Here is a 15,358-nt window from a genome sequence, read left to right on the forward strand (position 1 = left end):
AAAATTTTAAATAAGTACCTTTACCAGAGTTTTTTATTAAAACCTCTTTTTGATTTAAATTATAATATATGACGTCGCCCCAAGTACGATTTAGTAGAGTGGATTCTACAAAGTTTTTTAGAACATTAAACAAACGTGTTAATCAATATTTCAAAGAGAATAATATAAAAAGAACTGGAAACTGGCAATTACATTTAAAAACTGCCATAATGTTTTCTATGTTCCTTACCCCTTATTTTTTAATTCTTACTCTAGATATTTCTCAATGGTGGATGTTATTACTTACTGCTATTATGGGAGTAGGTATGGCTGGAGTAGGTATGAACGTAATGCATGATGGTAATCACGGATCATACTCATCAAAGAAATGGGTTAATAAATTAATGGGAAATAGTATCTATATCCTTGCTGGTAATGTTTATAATTGGCAAGTACAACACAATGTACTACATCATACTTATACAAATATACACGGTCATGATGAGGATTTAGACGCAGGTAGAATTATTCGTTTTACAAAACATGCAAAATGGCATCGTTTTCATAGATTTCAACATTATTACTCTATCTTTTTATATGGTTTACTTACTTTTAACTGGGCATTAACTACCGATTTTAAGCAAACAAAACGCTATTTGGCACGTAAACTTGCCTATGGTAAACTACCTAGTCCTGTAAAACAATGGAGCTCTTTGGTGATTTCTAAAATGATTTATTTATTAATTTGGATCATTGTCCCTATGTTAATTCTTTCTATTTCATGGTGGAAAATATTAATAGGATTCTTTGTCATGCACTATGTTGCAGGATTAATTTTGAGTGTTATTTTTCAATTAGCTCATGTTGTTGAAGAAACTGAAATGCCATTACCAGACGAATCTGGAAATATGAAAAACACTTGGGCAATTCATCAATTGTTTACTACAGTGAATTTCTCTACAAAAAACCGAATTCTTAATTGGTTTACAGGTGGTTTAAATCATCAAGTAGAGCATCATATTTTTCCTAATATAAGCCATATTCACTATACTAAGATTTCTAAAATCGTTAAACAAACTGCTAGTGAGTTTAATTTACCGTATAAAGAATACAAAACCACTCGTAAAGCTATTATTGCTCATTTCAAACATTTAAAAGAAATGGGAATGAAACCAGCTTTACAATCTTAATTTATTTATTACTTTTTTAAGATGACTAATACGCAATTATCTGACAGAATTAACAAATTAGCAACATCTGCTACATTAGCTATGGCTGCAAAAGCCAGAGAACTAAGAGCCGAAGGTAAAGACATTATCGGTCTTAGTCTTGGAGAACCAGATTTTAACACTCCAGATTTTATCAAGGATGCTGCTATCAATGCGATTAACGAAAACTATAATTCTTATACTCCTGTTGATGGATATGCAGAATTAAAAAACGCTATTATCACCAAGTTTAAACGTGATAATAATTTATCGTATGATCCTTCTCAGATCGTTGTATCTACTGGAGCAAAACAAGCATTATACAATGTAGCACAAGTGATGATCAATCCTGAAGATGAAGTGATTCTTCCTTGTCCTTACTGGGTGAGTTATAGTGACATCATTAAACTAGCTGGAGGAGTACCTGTAGAAGTGACAACTTCTATCGAAAATGATTTTAAAATGACTCCCGCTCAACTTGAAGCTGCAATCACTCCAAAAACTAAAATGTTATGGTATAGTTCTCCATGTAATCCTAGTGGTTCTATTTATAGCAAAGAAGAATTAAGAGCTCTTGCAGATGTACTTCAAAAATATCCTAACATAGTTGTTGTTAGTGACGAAATCTATGAGCACATTAATTATTTAGGAGAAGGAACTCACGCTTCAATGGCACAATTTGATGACATGTTTGAACGTACTGTTACAGTTAATGGTGTAGCCAAAGCTTTTGCCATGACTGGATGGCGTATAGGATATATCGGAGCGCCTACTTATATCGCTAGAGCTTGTAATAAGATACAAGGTCAAGTGACTAGTGGAGCCAACTGTATTGCACAACGTGCTGTAATTACTGCATTAGAAGCTCCTGTGAGTAATATTAAATACATGATAGATGAATTTAAGAACAGACGCACTCTGATCTTGGATTTATTAAACAGTATTGAAGGATTTAATTGTAATGAACCAGAAGGTGCTTTTTATGTATTCCCTGATATTTCTCATTATTTTGGAAAAACTATCAAAGGACATACCATTAACAATGCTACTGATTTTTCTATGTTTTTATTAGAAGAAGCTCTAGTTGCTACTGTTACAGGAGATGCTTTTGGTAATCCATCATGTATCCGTATTTCTTATGCAGCAAGCGAAGAACAAATTAAAGAAGCTTTGCAACGTATAAAAAATGCTATAACCGAATAATATTTGATTCGATATATTAATATCATATAAAAGAGCTTGCAAATGCAAGCTCTTTCTTTCTAAAAATCAAATAACGCAACCATTTCATCATTGCCTTGCATTTTAGCATGATCATATGCTGTATTACCTCTATTATCTTTAATATTAGGATCTGCCTTATGAGTCAACAATATCTTTACTAATTCTTTTTGTCCAAATGTACTCGCAAAGATTAAAGCTGTAGCTCCATTATAATTGGTCGTATTAGGATTAGCACCATACTTCAATAATATATCTGCAATAACATTATTCCCTTTAAAAGCTACTCCCATCAATGCTGTATTACCCGAAGTATCTGCTATTTCTGGATCAGCTCCATTTGTAATCAAATACTTCACCATATCAATTTGATCATTATAACTCGCCAAAATCAATGGTGTAAATCCTTTATGATCTTGTGCATTAATTAAGCGTTTATCTTTTTTTATTAAGACTTTCATATTCTTGATATCTCCGTTACGAGCACTATCAAAAACATCTTGTGCCTGTGACAAGTTTATAAAACCTATCAAAAAAAATAGTATCAAGATTTTTTTCATCATCATTCAAATTATAAAACTGAGTCTGACTTACCATTTAATCGAGCTTTCCTAGGTTTGCATTGGGTATTGTGGGTATAAACATTGCAGTACTACTCGATTGTAATTTTACATACTCAAATGATCTTGCTCTTCTTAATTCTTCTTTTGAAATCGCAGCCAGTGTCAAACTCAGTTTATTGTTATTATCTAAAATCTTTCATAGAAAACTTCAAAGCCTTGGCAATTCGTTTACCAAAATCGCTATCAGCTCTATAGAAATAAGAAATCATTTTCTTTTGGATATTCTTATCGGTTACCTGTCCTAAATCTCCTACCAAGTTACTAACAAGGTTATCTTGATCTTGTTTAGAAAGGCTTCTATAAAAATCACCTGCTTGAGCAAAATCATTTGTCTTAGTTATTTTCTTTTGAGTAATCGTTACATTTTTAAGCTTAGTTTCACTCAACTTATATGTCGCCTTATCTGTCACTTTACTTTTACTACTAGGTTGATAATTTACATCTGGATTATCAAAAGCGCTATTTCTACTACTATTCCAACTATCAGAATTATAATTTACCGGTTGTTTTTTAGGTTGATTTACACGGATTTGTTGAAAATTAGGTCCTACTCTATGACGTTGTGTATCAAAATAAGAGAATAGTCTACCTTGCAATAATTTGTCTTCAGATGGTTCTACACCTGGTACCAAAGATCCAGGAGAAAAGGCTATACTCTCTACTTCTTCAAAATAGTTTACTGGGTTTCTATTTAAAGTCATCGTTCCAATTTTTACTTTCGGAATCAATTTCTCTGGCCAATCCTTAGTAGCATCTAATGGCCAAAAATCAAACGAGTGCATTTTATCTGGCGAAATCATTTGTACATATAAATCCCATTGTGGGTATTGCTTATTAGCAATATCTTTACGTAAAGAAACTGTAGCGTGTTGCCAATCTTTACCTTGTTGTTCTTGGGCTTGAGCTGCGGTAAGATTTTTTTCTCCTTGCTTGCTTACCCATGTATATTTTACATAAGTAACTTCTCCTTTTGCATTAACCCATTTAAATCCATGTACACTACTTCCATTCATATATTGGTACCCTTGAGGGATTCCATAATCAGAATATACACGTGTTAACATATGTGTAGCTTCTGGAATGTGCGAAAAGAAATCAAAGAAACGATTAGGATCTTGCTTATTTGTTTCTGGCGAAGGTTTTAACGAATGTACCATATCTGGAAACTTGATCGCATCTCTAATAAAGAATACCGGAAGATTATTTCCTACGATATCATAATTCCCCTCTTCTGTATAAAATTTTACTGCAAAACCTCTAGGATCTCTTGCTGTTTCTGGAGATCCTTTTCCATGAATTACTGTAGAAAAACGTACTGCCAAATCTGTCTTCTTTCCTTTTTTTGAAAATAATGTAGCTCTAGTATATTTAGACATATCTGCTGTAGTTTCAAAATATCCAAATGCCCCTGCTCCTCTAGCATGTACTACCCTTTCTGGAATACGTTCGCGATCAAAAGCTGCTAACTTTTCTATCAAATGAATATCTTCTAGTAATACCGAACCGTATTCTCCTACAGTTTTCGAATTTTGATTGTCACCCACAGGAGCTCCTCCATTAGTCGTCATGACTGTTTGGCCATGCATCATAGCAGCTCCCGAGACGAGACAAGCGGTTAACATTAACTTAATTTTCTTTTTCATAGCTTCTATTAATTTGATTTATGTCAATTTTTTATTATGTCTAGTGATGCTTCTACAGTCATCGTATAATTTTCTTCTATCATGCTATTGCAAATTTCAGTTACTACGACTAATCATTCAAATCAATAATACATAGCTTCGTATAATCAAAACTTATAATACATGACACTCCAACAACTCGAATACATTATTGCACTTGATAATTACCGTCATTATGTAACTGCAGCCGAAAAATGTTTTGTTTCTCAACCTAATCTTACTATGCAAATCAAAAAGCTTGAAGAAGAGATTGGGATTAAGATTTTTGAACGAAATAAAAAACCTTTACGCCCCACTGTAAAAGGACAACAAATCTTATTAAAAGCGAGACAAATACTACGTGAGGTTAATCAACTTAAAGAATTTGTTTCTACAGAAAAAGAATCGCTAGAAGGTAATTTCACCATAGGTATTATCCCTACACTAGCACCATATCTTTTACCTTTATTTTTAAAGTCATTTGTAAAAGAACATCCTAATACTCATCTCAATATATTAGAATTACAAACCGAAGAGATTATACGTCGATTACATAATGGTATATTAGATATTGGCATTTTGGTAACACCTCTTGTTGAAAAACATATTAGAGAAGTTCCATTATTTCAAGAGCCTTTTCTACTTTTTGCTCCTAAGGAGCATCAATTGATGCAGTTTCAACATATCACTCCTGAACTACTTGACCCCAAAGAAGTATTGTTACTGGATAAAGGACATTGTTTTAGAGAACAAACACTAGCCATTTGTAATGAAGAACATCATCACTCTAATCTAGGATTTAATTACGAAAGTGGTTCTATCGAAGCTTTAAAACAATTAGTTAAACAAGGGGTGAGTTATACCCTTGTTCCAGAATTATCAGTACAACCGCTTGACGAAGATTACCTTAAACGTTTTGATGTACCTCAACCTACTCGAGAAGTAAGTATCGCCGTACATAATAGTTTCACCAAAGAAGCCTTAATAGAGCATTTACATACTGCTATACTTAATACCATACCTGATAGTTTTAAAAAAATCCCTCAATACCGTAGAGTAAAATGGAGGTAATTTAATATTTCTAATATGTAGTAAATCTAGAAAGAATGGTTTTTCCCTAGATTTACTGCATACACATAGACTCCTTACTACAATACCTCGTTTTTTTAAGCTTCACTTATTTTTCTCAAAAGATAGAATTATATTGTCATTAACTACAAGTAACCTAACACACAACACAATGACTATGTTCTAATCTTTTATAGCATTAGTATATACACTATCTTCTATGTGTTATACTGGGAGCTATGTATTCGTTTGCTCTCTTACTCAAAACGAACCAGCAAATCATGTAAATCTTAAAAATCAATCTTTCAATGAAAACTTCAATACAATTCTTTCCTTAACTGTTTCCATTTTTAATTCATTTAAAACAGTTCTTAAAATAATGCAATAATTATTCTATTGGGTTATTTTCTCGCAACAATCATCTAAAAAATCAACCCTTATATTATTCTAAATAAAATGAAAAATATATTTCTTTTTATAGGGATACTTATATCCCTATCTATCAACGCACAACATATTGAAAATACAACAAGAGGACCTCAACCTGATGGTCATGATGGTACTCCTCAATTTGGTGATCTGAAAATAAAAGAACGCTTTGACTTGGTTTATCGTCATTTATATGATGATCCATCAAAATACATATGGAATGCTCAGGGATTATATAGTAGTAACTCTAGTGTATCTTTAGCTCATCAAAATGTTTTAGGAAGTTCTCGATCTGGTTCTCTTATTGCATTATTAGTAATGTATGAAGCTACTTGTGATCAAGATTATTTGCTAGAATTTATGTCACATGCTACAAAAATCATGAATGCAAGAGCTGATAAAGTAGGCTATTCTACTTTACCATATTGGTTTAAAGATCAAGTGCCTTGGCATGGTCGTATCTTACTTCCATTATCAAAATTCGTCCATATTGTATATGATAGACATGCTACTTTATACAATCAAGCTATAGTTAATCCTCATAATTTTGGAGGTCATAATACAATCGGAAAGTTTGCCGATTGGGTTAATCAAAGTAATAAAGAAGTTATGGATTATTTGCTTTCTAGGCACTGGAGAGCTAATGACGAGTGCATGTGTAGACCTAGTAAAGTATGGGACTATTGTACAAATAGTCAAAGTTCTACTAGTAAAAGCATAAGTGAATTAAATTATCAAGCTCCTTATGGAAGTGCTTTAATTTATATGTATTTAGCCAATTATAATCGCTTAGATTATGGAGTAAAAGCAGTAGAAATGGCTAGAGCTTATCTTACTACTCGTAATGGTATACTAAGTTATAACGGCACTCATAATGCTTATTATTGGTATCATGATGGTTGGCAACAACAAAAAAAGTGGTGGCAAAATAATTCTAGCTGGGAAAGAAAAAAAGAGCATAAAGAAGATTTAGGTCATGGTGGCTGGGATATCATGTTCCCTATTTTATTTAATCAACATTTTGATCATTTTTACCCACGAATTACTGGTGGTCGTTATTTTGAAGATTATCAAATGGTAAGATTTAAAAATATGTTCTCGCGCTTAGTATTTAATTATGACGAATATCCTCCATTAACCTATGCCAACAAAACTACTTTTAGCTGTACTGTTGATGGTTCTTGTTATGGATACTATAATGCTAGTAATTTCCCTCAATCTGCTATGCAATCAAGAGCTAAGCTTTTTACTGAATTATACTTATATGATAATGTAAGTGGTAGCATAGGAGATGATGTATATGAAATTATGATGCGTTATTACACTGCCGAAGAGGATGTAGCTCCTATAGATGATAATAATTATGGTGGTTTATTAATAAAAGGATTAGCAGATATGGTTGCTGCTAATTATAAAAAAGCAGGAATTAATAGTGGTTGTTCTGCTAATCGTGCTACAGCAGCTATACAAGAAACTAAAGAAAGTTTAACGGCTAGTATTTTCCCTAATCCAGCTAAACATAACATCTCAATTCAAACCAATAAACAAAAGAGTTCTTCTATCCAGGTAAGCATTCATCATTTACTTACTGGCAAATTAGCATTGAGTACACAACAAGTTCAAAATATTAATATTGCTAATTTACCTGCAGGAATTTATTTGGTTAAAATTATTCAAGATAAAGAAACTGTTCATAAACAACTTATCATAGAATAATCAATTTTTATTGACTATTCTTTATCAACAAAAAGCCTATATTTCTTAAAACGAAATATAGGCTTTTATACTACAACTATTTTAAAAAGTAATTTATATAGGATTAATACTCATCAATACTGGCTCACCTTCTAATGGTTGATGTATCACTACTGTAGCTTCCCACATTATTGGATTGTCAGGATTTTTGGGTTGTACAGAGCATTTGTATTTATAATTGATTCCGGCTACCACCTGTGTTGCTACTTCATATGGTTCATATATAAGATTACCATGTAATCCATCAGGGAATACTTCGTTAAATATTTTTTGAGCTTCTGGTGTAACAGGACCATACTTTGTATATCCTCCAACAATTGTTGTTGCTTGAGTTACTGTATTTGACATCGTAATAAAGTTTTGATTATTTCCTTACTATTTTAGGCTGTAAGTTTTGCCTTGATTTAAATACTAATAGCGCTACTTTTATATTTCTAAAGGTCTTAAATTATTTGTAGAAAAAATATTTCATTATATTTCAAATCATCTCTTAGAGGTAAAAACTGATCTCTTTATTTTAGAAAAGAGTTCTTATTATAACAGTAAAAAATCATTAGCTTCTATCCTTGACATGAAGTCAAAAAAGCTAAAAAGATATTATTCATCTTTAAAAATACTTAATCACTTTTTATGAATCCCTCTACATCTCATAATCTATTCCTTCCTATCCATAAAGCAAGAACAATTAAATCATTAACCATACAGTTTACTGATTATGAAATTAGTACTTGTGGTTCTCAGTTTTTAAATTTCACCACACTAAAACATCTTTTTATTCAATCTGAAGTTTTTAAATTTGATATGCTACCTGAAGAAATTGGGCAGCTTCATACCTTAAAAAGATTAGAAATATTGAATTTCAATTATACCTCTTTTCCCGAATGGATTTTAAAGCTAGAAAACCTAGAACATTTATTATTAAGAGGAAACGATATTACTCAAATACCTATTGAAATTATCCGTTTAAAAAAGCTTAAAACACTACGTATTGAAAATTGTAAACTTCAATATTTACCAGCTACATTTCATCAATTTAACTCTTTAACAAAGTTGTCTTTAGTAGATAATTTTCATTTACAAGACATTGATCAAAATCATCTACCAAAAAGTTTAACAAGTTTAAAGCTCAATCCATCTAATCTAGCTCCAGAAGTCATAACAGAAATAAACGCTACTATTAATACTAATAAATCATTAAAAGATAAAGTACTGAAACAACTAAGAAACCTTAGATTAAGGAAAAGATCTATATCATAACCGATACTGATCTTGATCTATTAAAATGGATTTTTATCATTCATAAATGGACTGTCAAAAGTTGTCCAATCGGTCTTTTTCAATGATTTCCCATCTATATTCATTGCTGTAAACCTTACTTTATACTTTCCTTTTCTTTTAAATTCAAATGCACCAGAACACATACCGTGCCCTACGTTTAATGTTCCATTACTTTCTTTTATATAGTAAACAACTTTCTTATGAGTCTTCATCTCTATAACTTCTGTTTTGTACCAAACTTCAGCCTCAGGTTTGTTTTTTATTTTGAAAATGGCATATGCTTCTGGACCACAACCATAGTGTTCAACCTCAGTTCTTTCAAATTCAAGAGCAAGGTTAGGGTTTAGTTCATCAACTGAAGTTTTATCTGTAGTTTTCCAAAACACTTTTTCATTTCTTTCTCCATTATACCTCATCATTTCCTTGATTTCATCTTCAGTTTGATCTGTATATTTTAGAGAATAAATTGTATTAGGTTTTAATATCGAAACTGGATTAAAAATTGCTTGTGTTATTAGCATTTCACCTTTTAAAATTTCTTGAAGCTTTAACTCAATTAATTCCCCCTGTTCACTTTCGAGATAAACCGTTCTATGTTTAAAGCTATTAACGGTCTTTTCACTATCTGCATAACCTTGAATGATAAACATCGAATTTAAGCTGATTTCTTTTTTTGAAGGAAAGAATTTCATCCCTCTACTTGTACACTCTGCAAATACAGTTTGTATACCAAAAGTCATTAGTAAAAGAAAAATGATTTTTTTCATAATATCCATTTGCTACAACTTATCAAATATCATTCCGTCATTATTATGAATAACTCGTATCTATATAAAAACTTCTATCTATTAATTTTTCTCACACCATTCTAAAAAATCCTTTAGAACCAAATTCCATTTTTCAACATAGTATTCCTTTTCTGAAGATGGAGCCAATCCAAATGAATGGTCTAAATTAGGATATACTTTAAAGGTTAAATTATTTTTCTTCTTCCTTATAAATTCAACCGGAATTAAATATGCTGATTCAATAGGTACAGCTTTATCTTTTGCTCCATGAGCTACATAAATAGGGATATCAATTTTTAAGAGATTATCTATTGAAGGTTCTACCGATGAACTCCATTTTTTATACGAATGCCCCAAAAACTTTTTATCTAAACTGTTTGGATAACGATAGACGTCTTTTACCTCATTAAATAATTTTTCTATTTCTTCTATAGCTTCTTCCTCTGTCATTTCTCCACGTTGCACATATTTTCTAATATCGAGGACAAAGTCATAGTACTGCGCATTACCTCCACCCGCAAAATAGCCAATATTTGAAATCTTATCATTGATGGTTCCCAATTTGGCAACGACCTCTGTTCCTTCAGAATGTCCCATGACAATCATCTTCTTTTTTAAAATATTTGCTGTTATATAGTTTACAACTTCATTAGCCTGCCAAACTCTGTAATCTAAATTGTCATTTTCATAAAATGATTTTGGAACTTCAAAATCGTTTCCAAATAGTTCAAAAGGAATGTTTTTTTTGGATATAACGGCCAACAAATAATCCTCTGAAAAACTTTCTAAATCAATAGGTATTATCCTATTTACTACGAAATATGTTTTTATTTCTGGAGTTTCATTTTCTGAAGTTTTGATGGTATCTGCCTGTTTAATTAATCGATACATCGGATCACTTCCAGATCCATGAAGATATAACAAAACTCCTTTTTTTGAAGAAAGGTCTCCATTAGCATATGTATGAAAATTAATGGTATCCTTATTTTTTATTATTGAGTAATGTTTAAACTTATTTTCAAAATATTTTTTTTGACTAAATCCTTGAGCAGTCAAAATAAAACATAGTAGTACAGAAAGAATTAATCTCATTTTCACCTATTTCTTATAGAGACAGGTTATTTTTTCTAATGTTGCATTTTAATACTTGTTTAAAACAATGTGTAGTTGACTATTATCTTTTAGAAAATTAATTAAGGTTTTTTTCTTTAATACATGTTTGTAAAGACTAAAACATCACTTCAATACAATATAAATCACCCCATTATTCTTATTTCTTTAACCTTTCATATTTATTAGTTCTTATTTACTAATCGTAATTATCTTGTTCAATATTCTATTTTTCATAAATCATTCCTCCATTATTTTCACTAGGATCATTCCCTTCTGTAGGTAAAAATAGCGTAATGACATATTTATTGTTTTCAGTTTGTATTATTGATGGGTTGGCAAAAGATATAGAATTAGCTGGTGTAGAAACCAAAACCTCTGTAAAAAAACCATTTAACCCCAACATTATTTTCCACGTACTCCAATCTCCTTTGATTAATCTAGCTTCTTGTAAAGTCAAATCTGTATTACTATATCGAAATCCTTTTCTACTTCCTATATTCCCTTTAAAATTCATTTCTCTTAAATTATATTCAGACAAAGCATCTTTCCAAGCTTTCCAATAATTTCCATTTTTTAATATTCCCATTGCTAATCTATCTACATCTCCGTCATAATAATGAAACCCAATTTGTATATTTCCATTCTGTGGTGAGCTTCCAGAAACCTTTCTTATGTCAGGTGTTCCTTCAACACCAAAACTATCTAGGGATGTGTTAATACTTTTTATATAAGAACTATTATTTAAAATTAAATCTTGATAACTGTCATAATACCTCAGAGCAATATTATTTTTCCCTTGTTGTTTATCTTCTTCATATGCGATAAGATATCCTTGATTCCATTTTATTATATCTCCCTGATGAGCATCTTGATCTATTTCTTTAATAAAATTCCAATTGAATAAATCATTTGAACCCGCTAGTTGAAGGTTGAAGTTATCAAAAGAAGTTCGTATGTGATAAACTCCTAGATATTTGTATGCATTACTTGAAAATTCATTCGTTTTAACAATCTTTAATACATCCATACTTCTTTCCATATCATCTTTTAATTTAAATTTATATGGAGTAGTAATTTTTGATATTTTCCCATTATTATAGTTTATCAATGAGTTATAAGTAATCGGTAAATACCAACTATAACCTAATTGAACTAGTTTTTCTGTAGATAATTTTTGAAGTCCTCTAATATTTTGATTTCCTAAGTTGTTGGCATTTTCAATAATTAAAGTATTTCTTAAATCTCCAAGAGTCATATTCTTTAATTCAGATTCTGTACGTATTGATGCAGTTTTTAGAAAAGTGTATAACAAACTGTAAACAGATAATTCTAAATTAGATTGTGTTTGTAAATATGAAATATTCTCATTGGTTCTATTGTTTAACTCTACAATTAAAGTATTTCTAATATTTTCATCTGACATATTCATAATAGAATTAAAGTCTCTCCATTGAGTATTTAATATTGTAGGTATAAGGATTTCTTTATCATTTTCATAATTAATTTGATTTGTTAATCTACTAGATTTTGAAAAAGAGATATCCTGCTTAATTTCATTAGTTTCAATATCTTCTTGACAACTTATTAAACTAAACAATAAAAAAAGAATAGATAGTTTTAAAAGTTTCATTTTGCTATTAATTTGTTATAATAATAGCATAAAGAACATTTATCCTTTATATGCTATATGCTTATTTTACACGTCTTTGAATTTAGTTAATCTCCTTGTATAAAGCTTTATAAAATTTAAAAACTCGATAAATGACCGTAGCTTATTTTTAGACTTGTAAGATTTTACTGTCTCTATTTTTATATGTTATTTTAATAGTTACAAAAGTAGTTGTGGCAGATGGATATTTTTATCCTATGTAGTGATGGTTTTTATCGTCGGTATTGGGGATAAAAACTATGAGTATAGATTGTTAATTTTCTCAAAGATGTTATGGCTAATGTAGCCTTCGACATGGCTCAGGCTACGGGTATGATCATAAGTAAGCTAAGACTATCATCATCGAGCTTGTCTGGTCATCGAGCTTGTCTGGTCATCGAGCTTGTCTGGTCATCGAGCTTGTCTGGTCATCGAGCTTGTCGAGATGACAAATTTTATAACTCATCTCTCGTAACTAATCACTCTTTACTTAAAAAAACATTTTAGTTTTTTTACTTATAGGTAATCATAATAAATCAATATCATTACCAGTGTATTATAAAAGCCATGGCAAATAATTGAATACCACAAATTTCTTTTGAAATATAAGAATAGAGCAAGGTATCCTGTTCCAACTATTAACGCATTAATAACTCCCAAAGTACCGAGCTGAATATGATACACACCAAAAATAACAGATGTTATAATAAAGCTTATATGAGTTGAATACTTTCCTTTAATTATCTTTTCCAAACGTGTAAAGATGAATCCATGAAAAACAATTTCTTCATAAATCCCTCCTATAAGCCACCCCATAATAACCATTATAAAGAATTGTAAACTCCCACCTTGAATAGTATCATTTAATCCTGCATCTTTATATTCTAAAGACACAAAAAAATCCAAAACAGGATGAAAGATTAGCTGCATAAACGCTAATATGAGAGCCGCAACAGCACCTCCTATTAAAATAGATTTTGGATTGAATTGCTTAAAACTAAGGCCTATATTAGAAAAAGTCTCATTGGAATATTTTAAAACGAGCCATGTAAAAATTAATATAGGGATACTGTATCCAAAAAATGGAATTAACTCAGCGTGTGGCAAAAAAATAATTGTAGCTATAGCAATAACACTTAGAATTGTTTTGTATATATTCATCTCTAATTAAGTATATCTATGAACTATAGGTCTCATAACAGCTTAAAATGTTAGCTTTTATATTGCATTTTCTACACATTGGTTACAAACTTTTCCATTAAACAGGCATTTCGTCTTATCTAAAATATATCAACCATTCGATTGATTACTTAGCTGTTCTGATCTCATATATGGTATTCTAACCTGTTCTATATCTGTCTTGTGATTGCTTCTTGCCTTTGTCTACTGCATATATTCAATTTTGGAAAACTAGCTACAATTGTTATGTTCTTTTTTAATTTATTTTATGAATAAAATTATTATTAGTCAAGTGACTTAACATTTACCCCAAGTTTTTCCTTCAATTTTAAAAACTTTTTTTCTATGTTCTACTCCCCAGCGATAAAGCTCACTCATCACAGATTCACACGTTCTCCCGTATTCTGTAATACTGTATGATACAGTTATTGGACGAGTATCTTCCACTTTTCTCGTTATCAACAAATTCTCTTCAAGATACTTTAATTCTTTAGACAACATTTTTGGTGTAATCCCTTCCACAATTGTTTCCAATTCTTTAAAACCACAAGTTTCATAAAAGTTAAGTGCTGTTATGATAGGTATTTTCCATTTGCCACTAAAAACATCTAGTGAATCACGAATAGGAACAATAAAATTACCGAAATGTTCCTTCAGAGGGATTTTTATGTCTCCTTTTTCCTTGTTTTTCATACTACTATACTTTTGTATATCAATATATTTTATATAGTTACTTTTCAAAATAAACCAATCTAATTATGTTTGTCAAGCAAAAACACAAATAAAATTAATGATGAAAAATAGAGATTTAATAATTTATAGAGTGGTAACTGGTTTATTCAGTTTGATAATTCTTATGGGAGCTATAATGTATTTTATTCAATTTGATATGGTAAGTGAAATGTTTATCAGCTTAGGTGTTCCAACTGAGATAATATATCCTTTAGCATTTGCAAAAATACTGGGAATAATTGCAATTTTATTTATTAATAATACTCTCCTTAAAAATTTAGCCTACTTGGGATTCGCTATTGATTTAGTATTGGCAATAATTGCGCATTTAAACGCAGGTGATGGAGGAGCTTTTGGAGCTGCTGTTCCTCTTGTTTTATTAGCTATCTCTTTTTTCTTTAAAAGAAAGTTACAAGCTAAAGCAAATACAATCAACTAATACCTTCTGCTTGTAGTTTATTATACCAAATCACAATAGGAATTCAGTTAGTTTTAGAGATAGGGATGATGATTTCTGGTTTTGCTCAAAGACGTTATGGCTAATGTAGCCTTCGACATGGCTCAGGCTACGGGTATATCATAGGTAAACTAACGATATCGTCATCGAGCTTGTCTGGTCATCGAGCTTGTCTGGTCATCGAGCTTGTCTGGTCATCGAGCTTGTCTGGTCATCGAG

At 30.8% G+C, this 15,358-nt stretch carries 14 protein-coding genes; 6 read left to right on the forward strand and 8 right to left on the reverse strand.

The window, feature by feature from the left end; translation table 11 throughout:
* The first annotated feature begins 68 nt into the window (after positions 1 to 68).
* A complete protein-coding gene (locus tag ACYEKI_RS20455) occupies positions 69 to 1,169 on the forward strand; it encodes a fatty acid desaturase family protein (RefSeq protein ID WP_459213075.1) in 1,101 nt (366 codons plus the stop codon).
* 21 nt (positions 1,170 to 1,190) lie between these two features.
* Positions 1,191 to 2,390: a pyridoxal phosphate-dependent aminotransferase gene (locus ACYEKI_RS20460; protein ID WP_459213076.1), complete on the forward strand. Its 1,200-nt coding sequence runs from the start codon at positions 1,191 to 1,193 to the stop codon at positions 2,388 to 2,390.
* A 59-nt stretch (positions 2,391 to 2,449) separates the two neighbouring features.
* Here ACYEKI_RS20460 and ACYEKI_RS20465 read toward each other — a convergent pair whose 3' ends face one another.
* Both ACYEKI_RS20465 and ACYEKI_RS20470 read right to left on the reverse strand, forming a co-directional pair.
* Positions 2,450 to 2,968: an ankyrin repeat domain-containing protein gene (locus ACYEKI_RS20465; protein ID WP_459213077.1), complete on the reverse strand. Its 519-nt coding sequence runs from the start codon at positions 2,966 to 2,968 to the stop codon at positions 2,450 to 2,452.
* Positions 2,969 to 3,153: 185 nt separating this feature from the next.
* A complete protein-coding gene (locus ACYEKI_RS20470; protein ID WP_459213088.1) occupies positions 3,154 to 4,653 on the reverse strand; it encodes a catalase in 1,500 nt (499 codons plus the stop codon).
* A 183-nt stretch (positions 4,654 to 4,836) separates the two neighbouring features.
* Between ACYEKI_RS20470 and ACYEKI_RS20475 the strand changes: the two genes are divergently transcribed.
* A complete protein-coding gene (locus ACYEKI_RS20475; RefSeq protein ID WP_459213078.1) occupies positions 4,837 to 5,763 on the forward strand; it encodes a hydrogen peroxide-inducible genes activator in 927 nt (308 codons plus the stop codon).
* 453 nt (positions 5,764 to 6,216) lie between these two features.
* Positions 6,217 to 7,905: a T9SS type A sorting domain-containing protein gene (locus tag ACYEKI_RS20480; RefSeq protein WP_459213079.1), complete on the forward strand. Its 1,689-nt coding sequence runs from the start codon at positions 6,217 to 6,219 to the stop codon at positions 7,903 to 7,905.
* A gap of 93 nt (positions 7,906 to 7,998) precedes the next feature.
* On the opposite strand, the gene ACYEKI_RS20485 is transcribed toward ACYEKI_RS20480, so the two are convergent.
* Positions 7,999 to 8,292 carry a hypothetical protein gene (locus ACYEKI_RS20485; RefSeq protein WP_459213080.1) on the reverse strand — a complete coding sequence of 98 codons (294 nt, stop codon included), beginning with the start codon at positions 8,290 to 8,292 and terminating at the stop codon, positions 7,999 to 8,001.
* Between the two features lie 282 nt (positions 8,293 to 8,574).
* Between ACYEKI_RS20485 and ACYEKI_RS20490 the strand changes: the two genes are divergently transcribed.
* On the forward strand, positions 8,575 to 9,201 hold the full coding sequence (locus ACYEKI_RS20490) for a leucine-rich repeat domain-containing protein (RefSeq protein WP_459213081.1): 627 nt from the start codon (positions 8,575 to 8,577) through the stop codon (positions 9,199 to 9,201).
* 20 nt (positions 9,202 to 9,221) lie between these two features.
* Here the strand turns inward: ACYEKI_RS20490 and ACYEKI_RS20495 are convergent, their stop codons facing one another.
* From ACYEKI_RS20495 to ACYEKI_RS20515, 5 genes are all read right to left on the reverse strand, one after another.
* On the reverse strand, positions 9,222 to 9,989 hold the full coding sequence (locus ACYEKI_RS20495; protein ID WP_459213082.1) for a hypothetical protein: 768 nt from the start codon (positions 9,987 to 9,989) through the stop codon (positions 9,222 to 9,224).
* A gap of 81 nt (positions 9,990 to 10,070) precedes the next feature.
* Positions 10,071 to 11,102 (reverse strand): dienelactone hydrolase family protein, encoded by a 1,032-nt coding sequence (locus ACYEKI_RS20500; RefSeq protein WP_459213083.1) that lies wholly within the window; start codon positions 11,100 to 11,102, stop codon positions 10,071 to 10,073.
* Between the two features lie 244 nt (positions 11,103 to 11,346).
* Positions 11,347 to 12,753 carry a hypothetical protein gene (locus tag ACYEKI_RS20505; RefSeq protein WP_459213084.1) on the reverse strand — a complete coding sequence of 469 codons (1,407 nt, stop codon included), beginning with the start codon at positions 12,751 to 12,753 and terminating at the stop codon, positions 11,347 to 11,349.
* A gap of 534 nt (positions 12,754 to 13,287) precedes the next feature.
* Positions 13,288 to 13,932, reverse strand: coding sequence for a CPBP family intramembrane glutamic endopeptidase (locus tag ACYEKI_RS20510; RefSeq protein WP_459213085.1), 645 nt, complete (start codon positions 13,930 to 13,932; stop codon positions 13,288 to 13,290).
* A gap of 315 nt (positions 13,933 to 14,247) precedes the next feature.
* The gene (locus ACYEKI_RS20515) at positions 14,248 to 14,643 is read right to left on the reverse strand and encodes a winged helix-turn-helix transcriptional regulator (protein WP_459213086.1); all 396 of its coding nucleotides are present in this window, start codon (positions 14,641 to 14,643) and stop codon (positions 14,248 to 14,250) included.
* Positions 14,644 to 14,743: 100 nt separating this feature from the next.
* Between ACYEKI_RS20515 and ACYEKI_RS20520 the strand changes: the two genes are divergently transcribed.
* Positions 14,744 to 15,121, forward strand: a complete 378-nt coding sequence (locus ACYEKI_RS20520; protein WP_459213087.1) for a DoxX family protein — start codon at positions 14,744 to 14,746, stop codon at positions 15,119 to 15,121.
* The last annotated feature ends 237 nt before the right edge of the window (positions 15,122 to 15,358 follow it).

It is taken from the genome of Aquimarina rhabdastrellae (assembly GCA_947387485.1).
Lineage (GTDB): Bacteria > Bacteroidota > Bacteroidia > Flavobacteriales > Flavobacteriaceae > Aquimarina.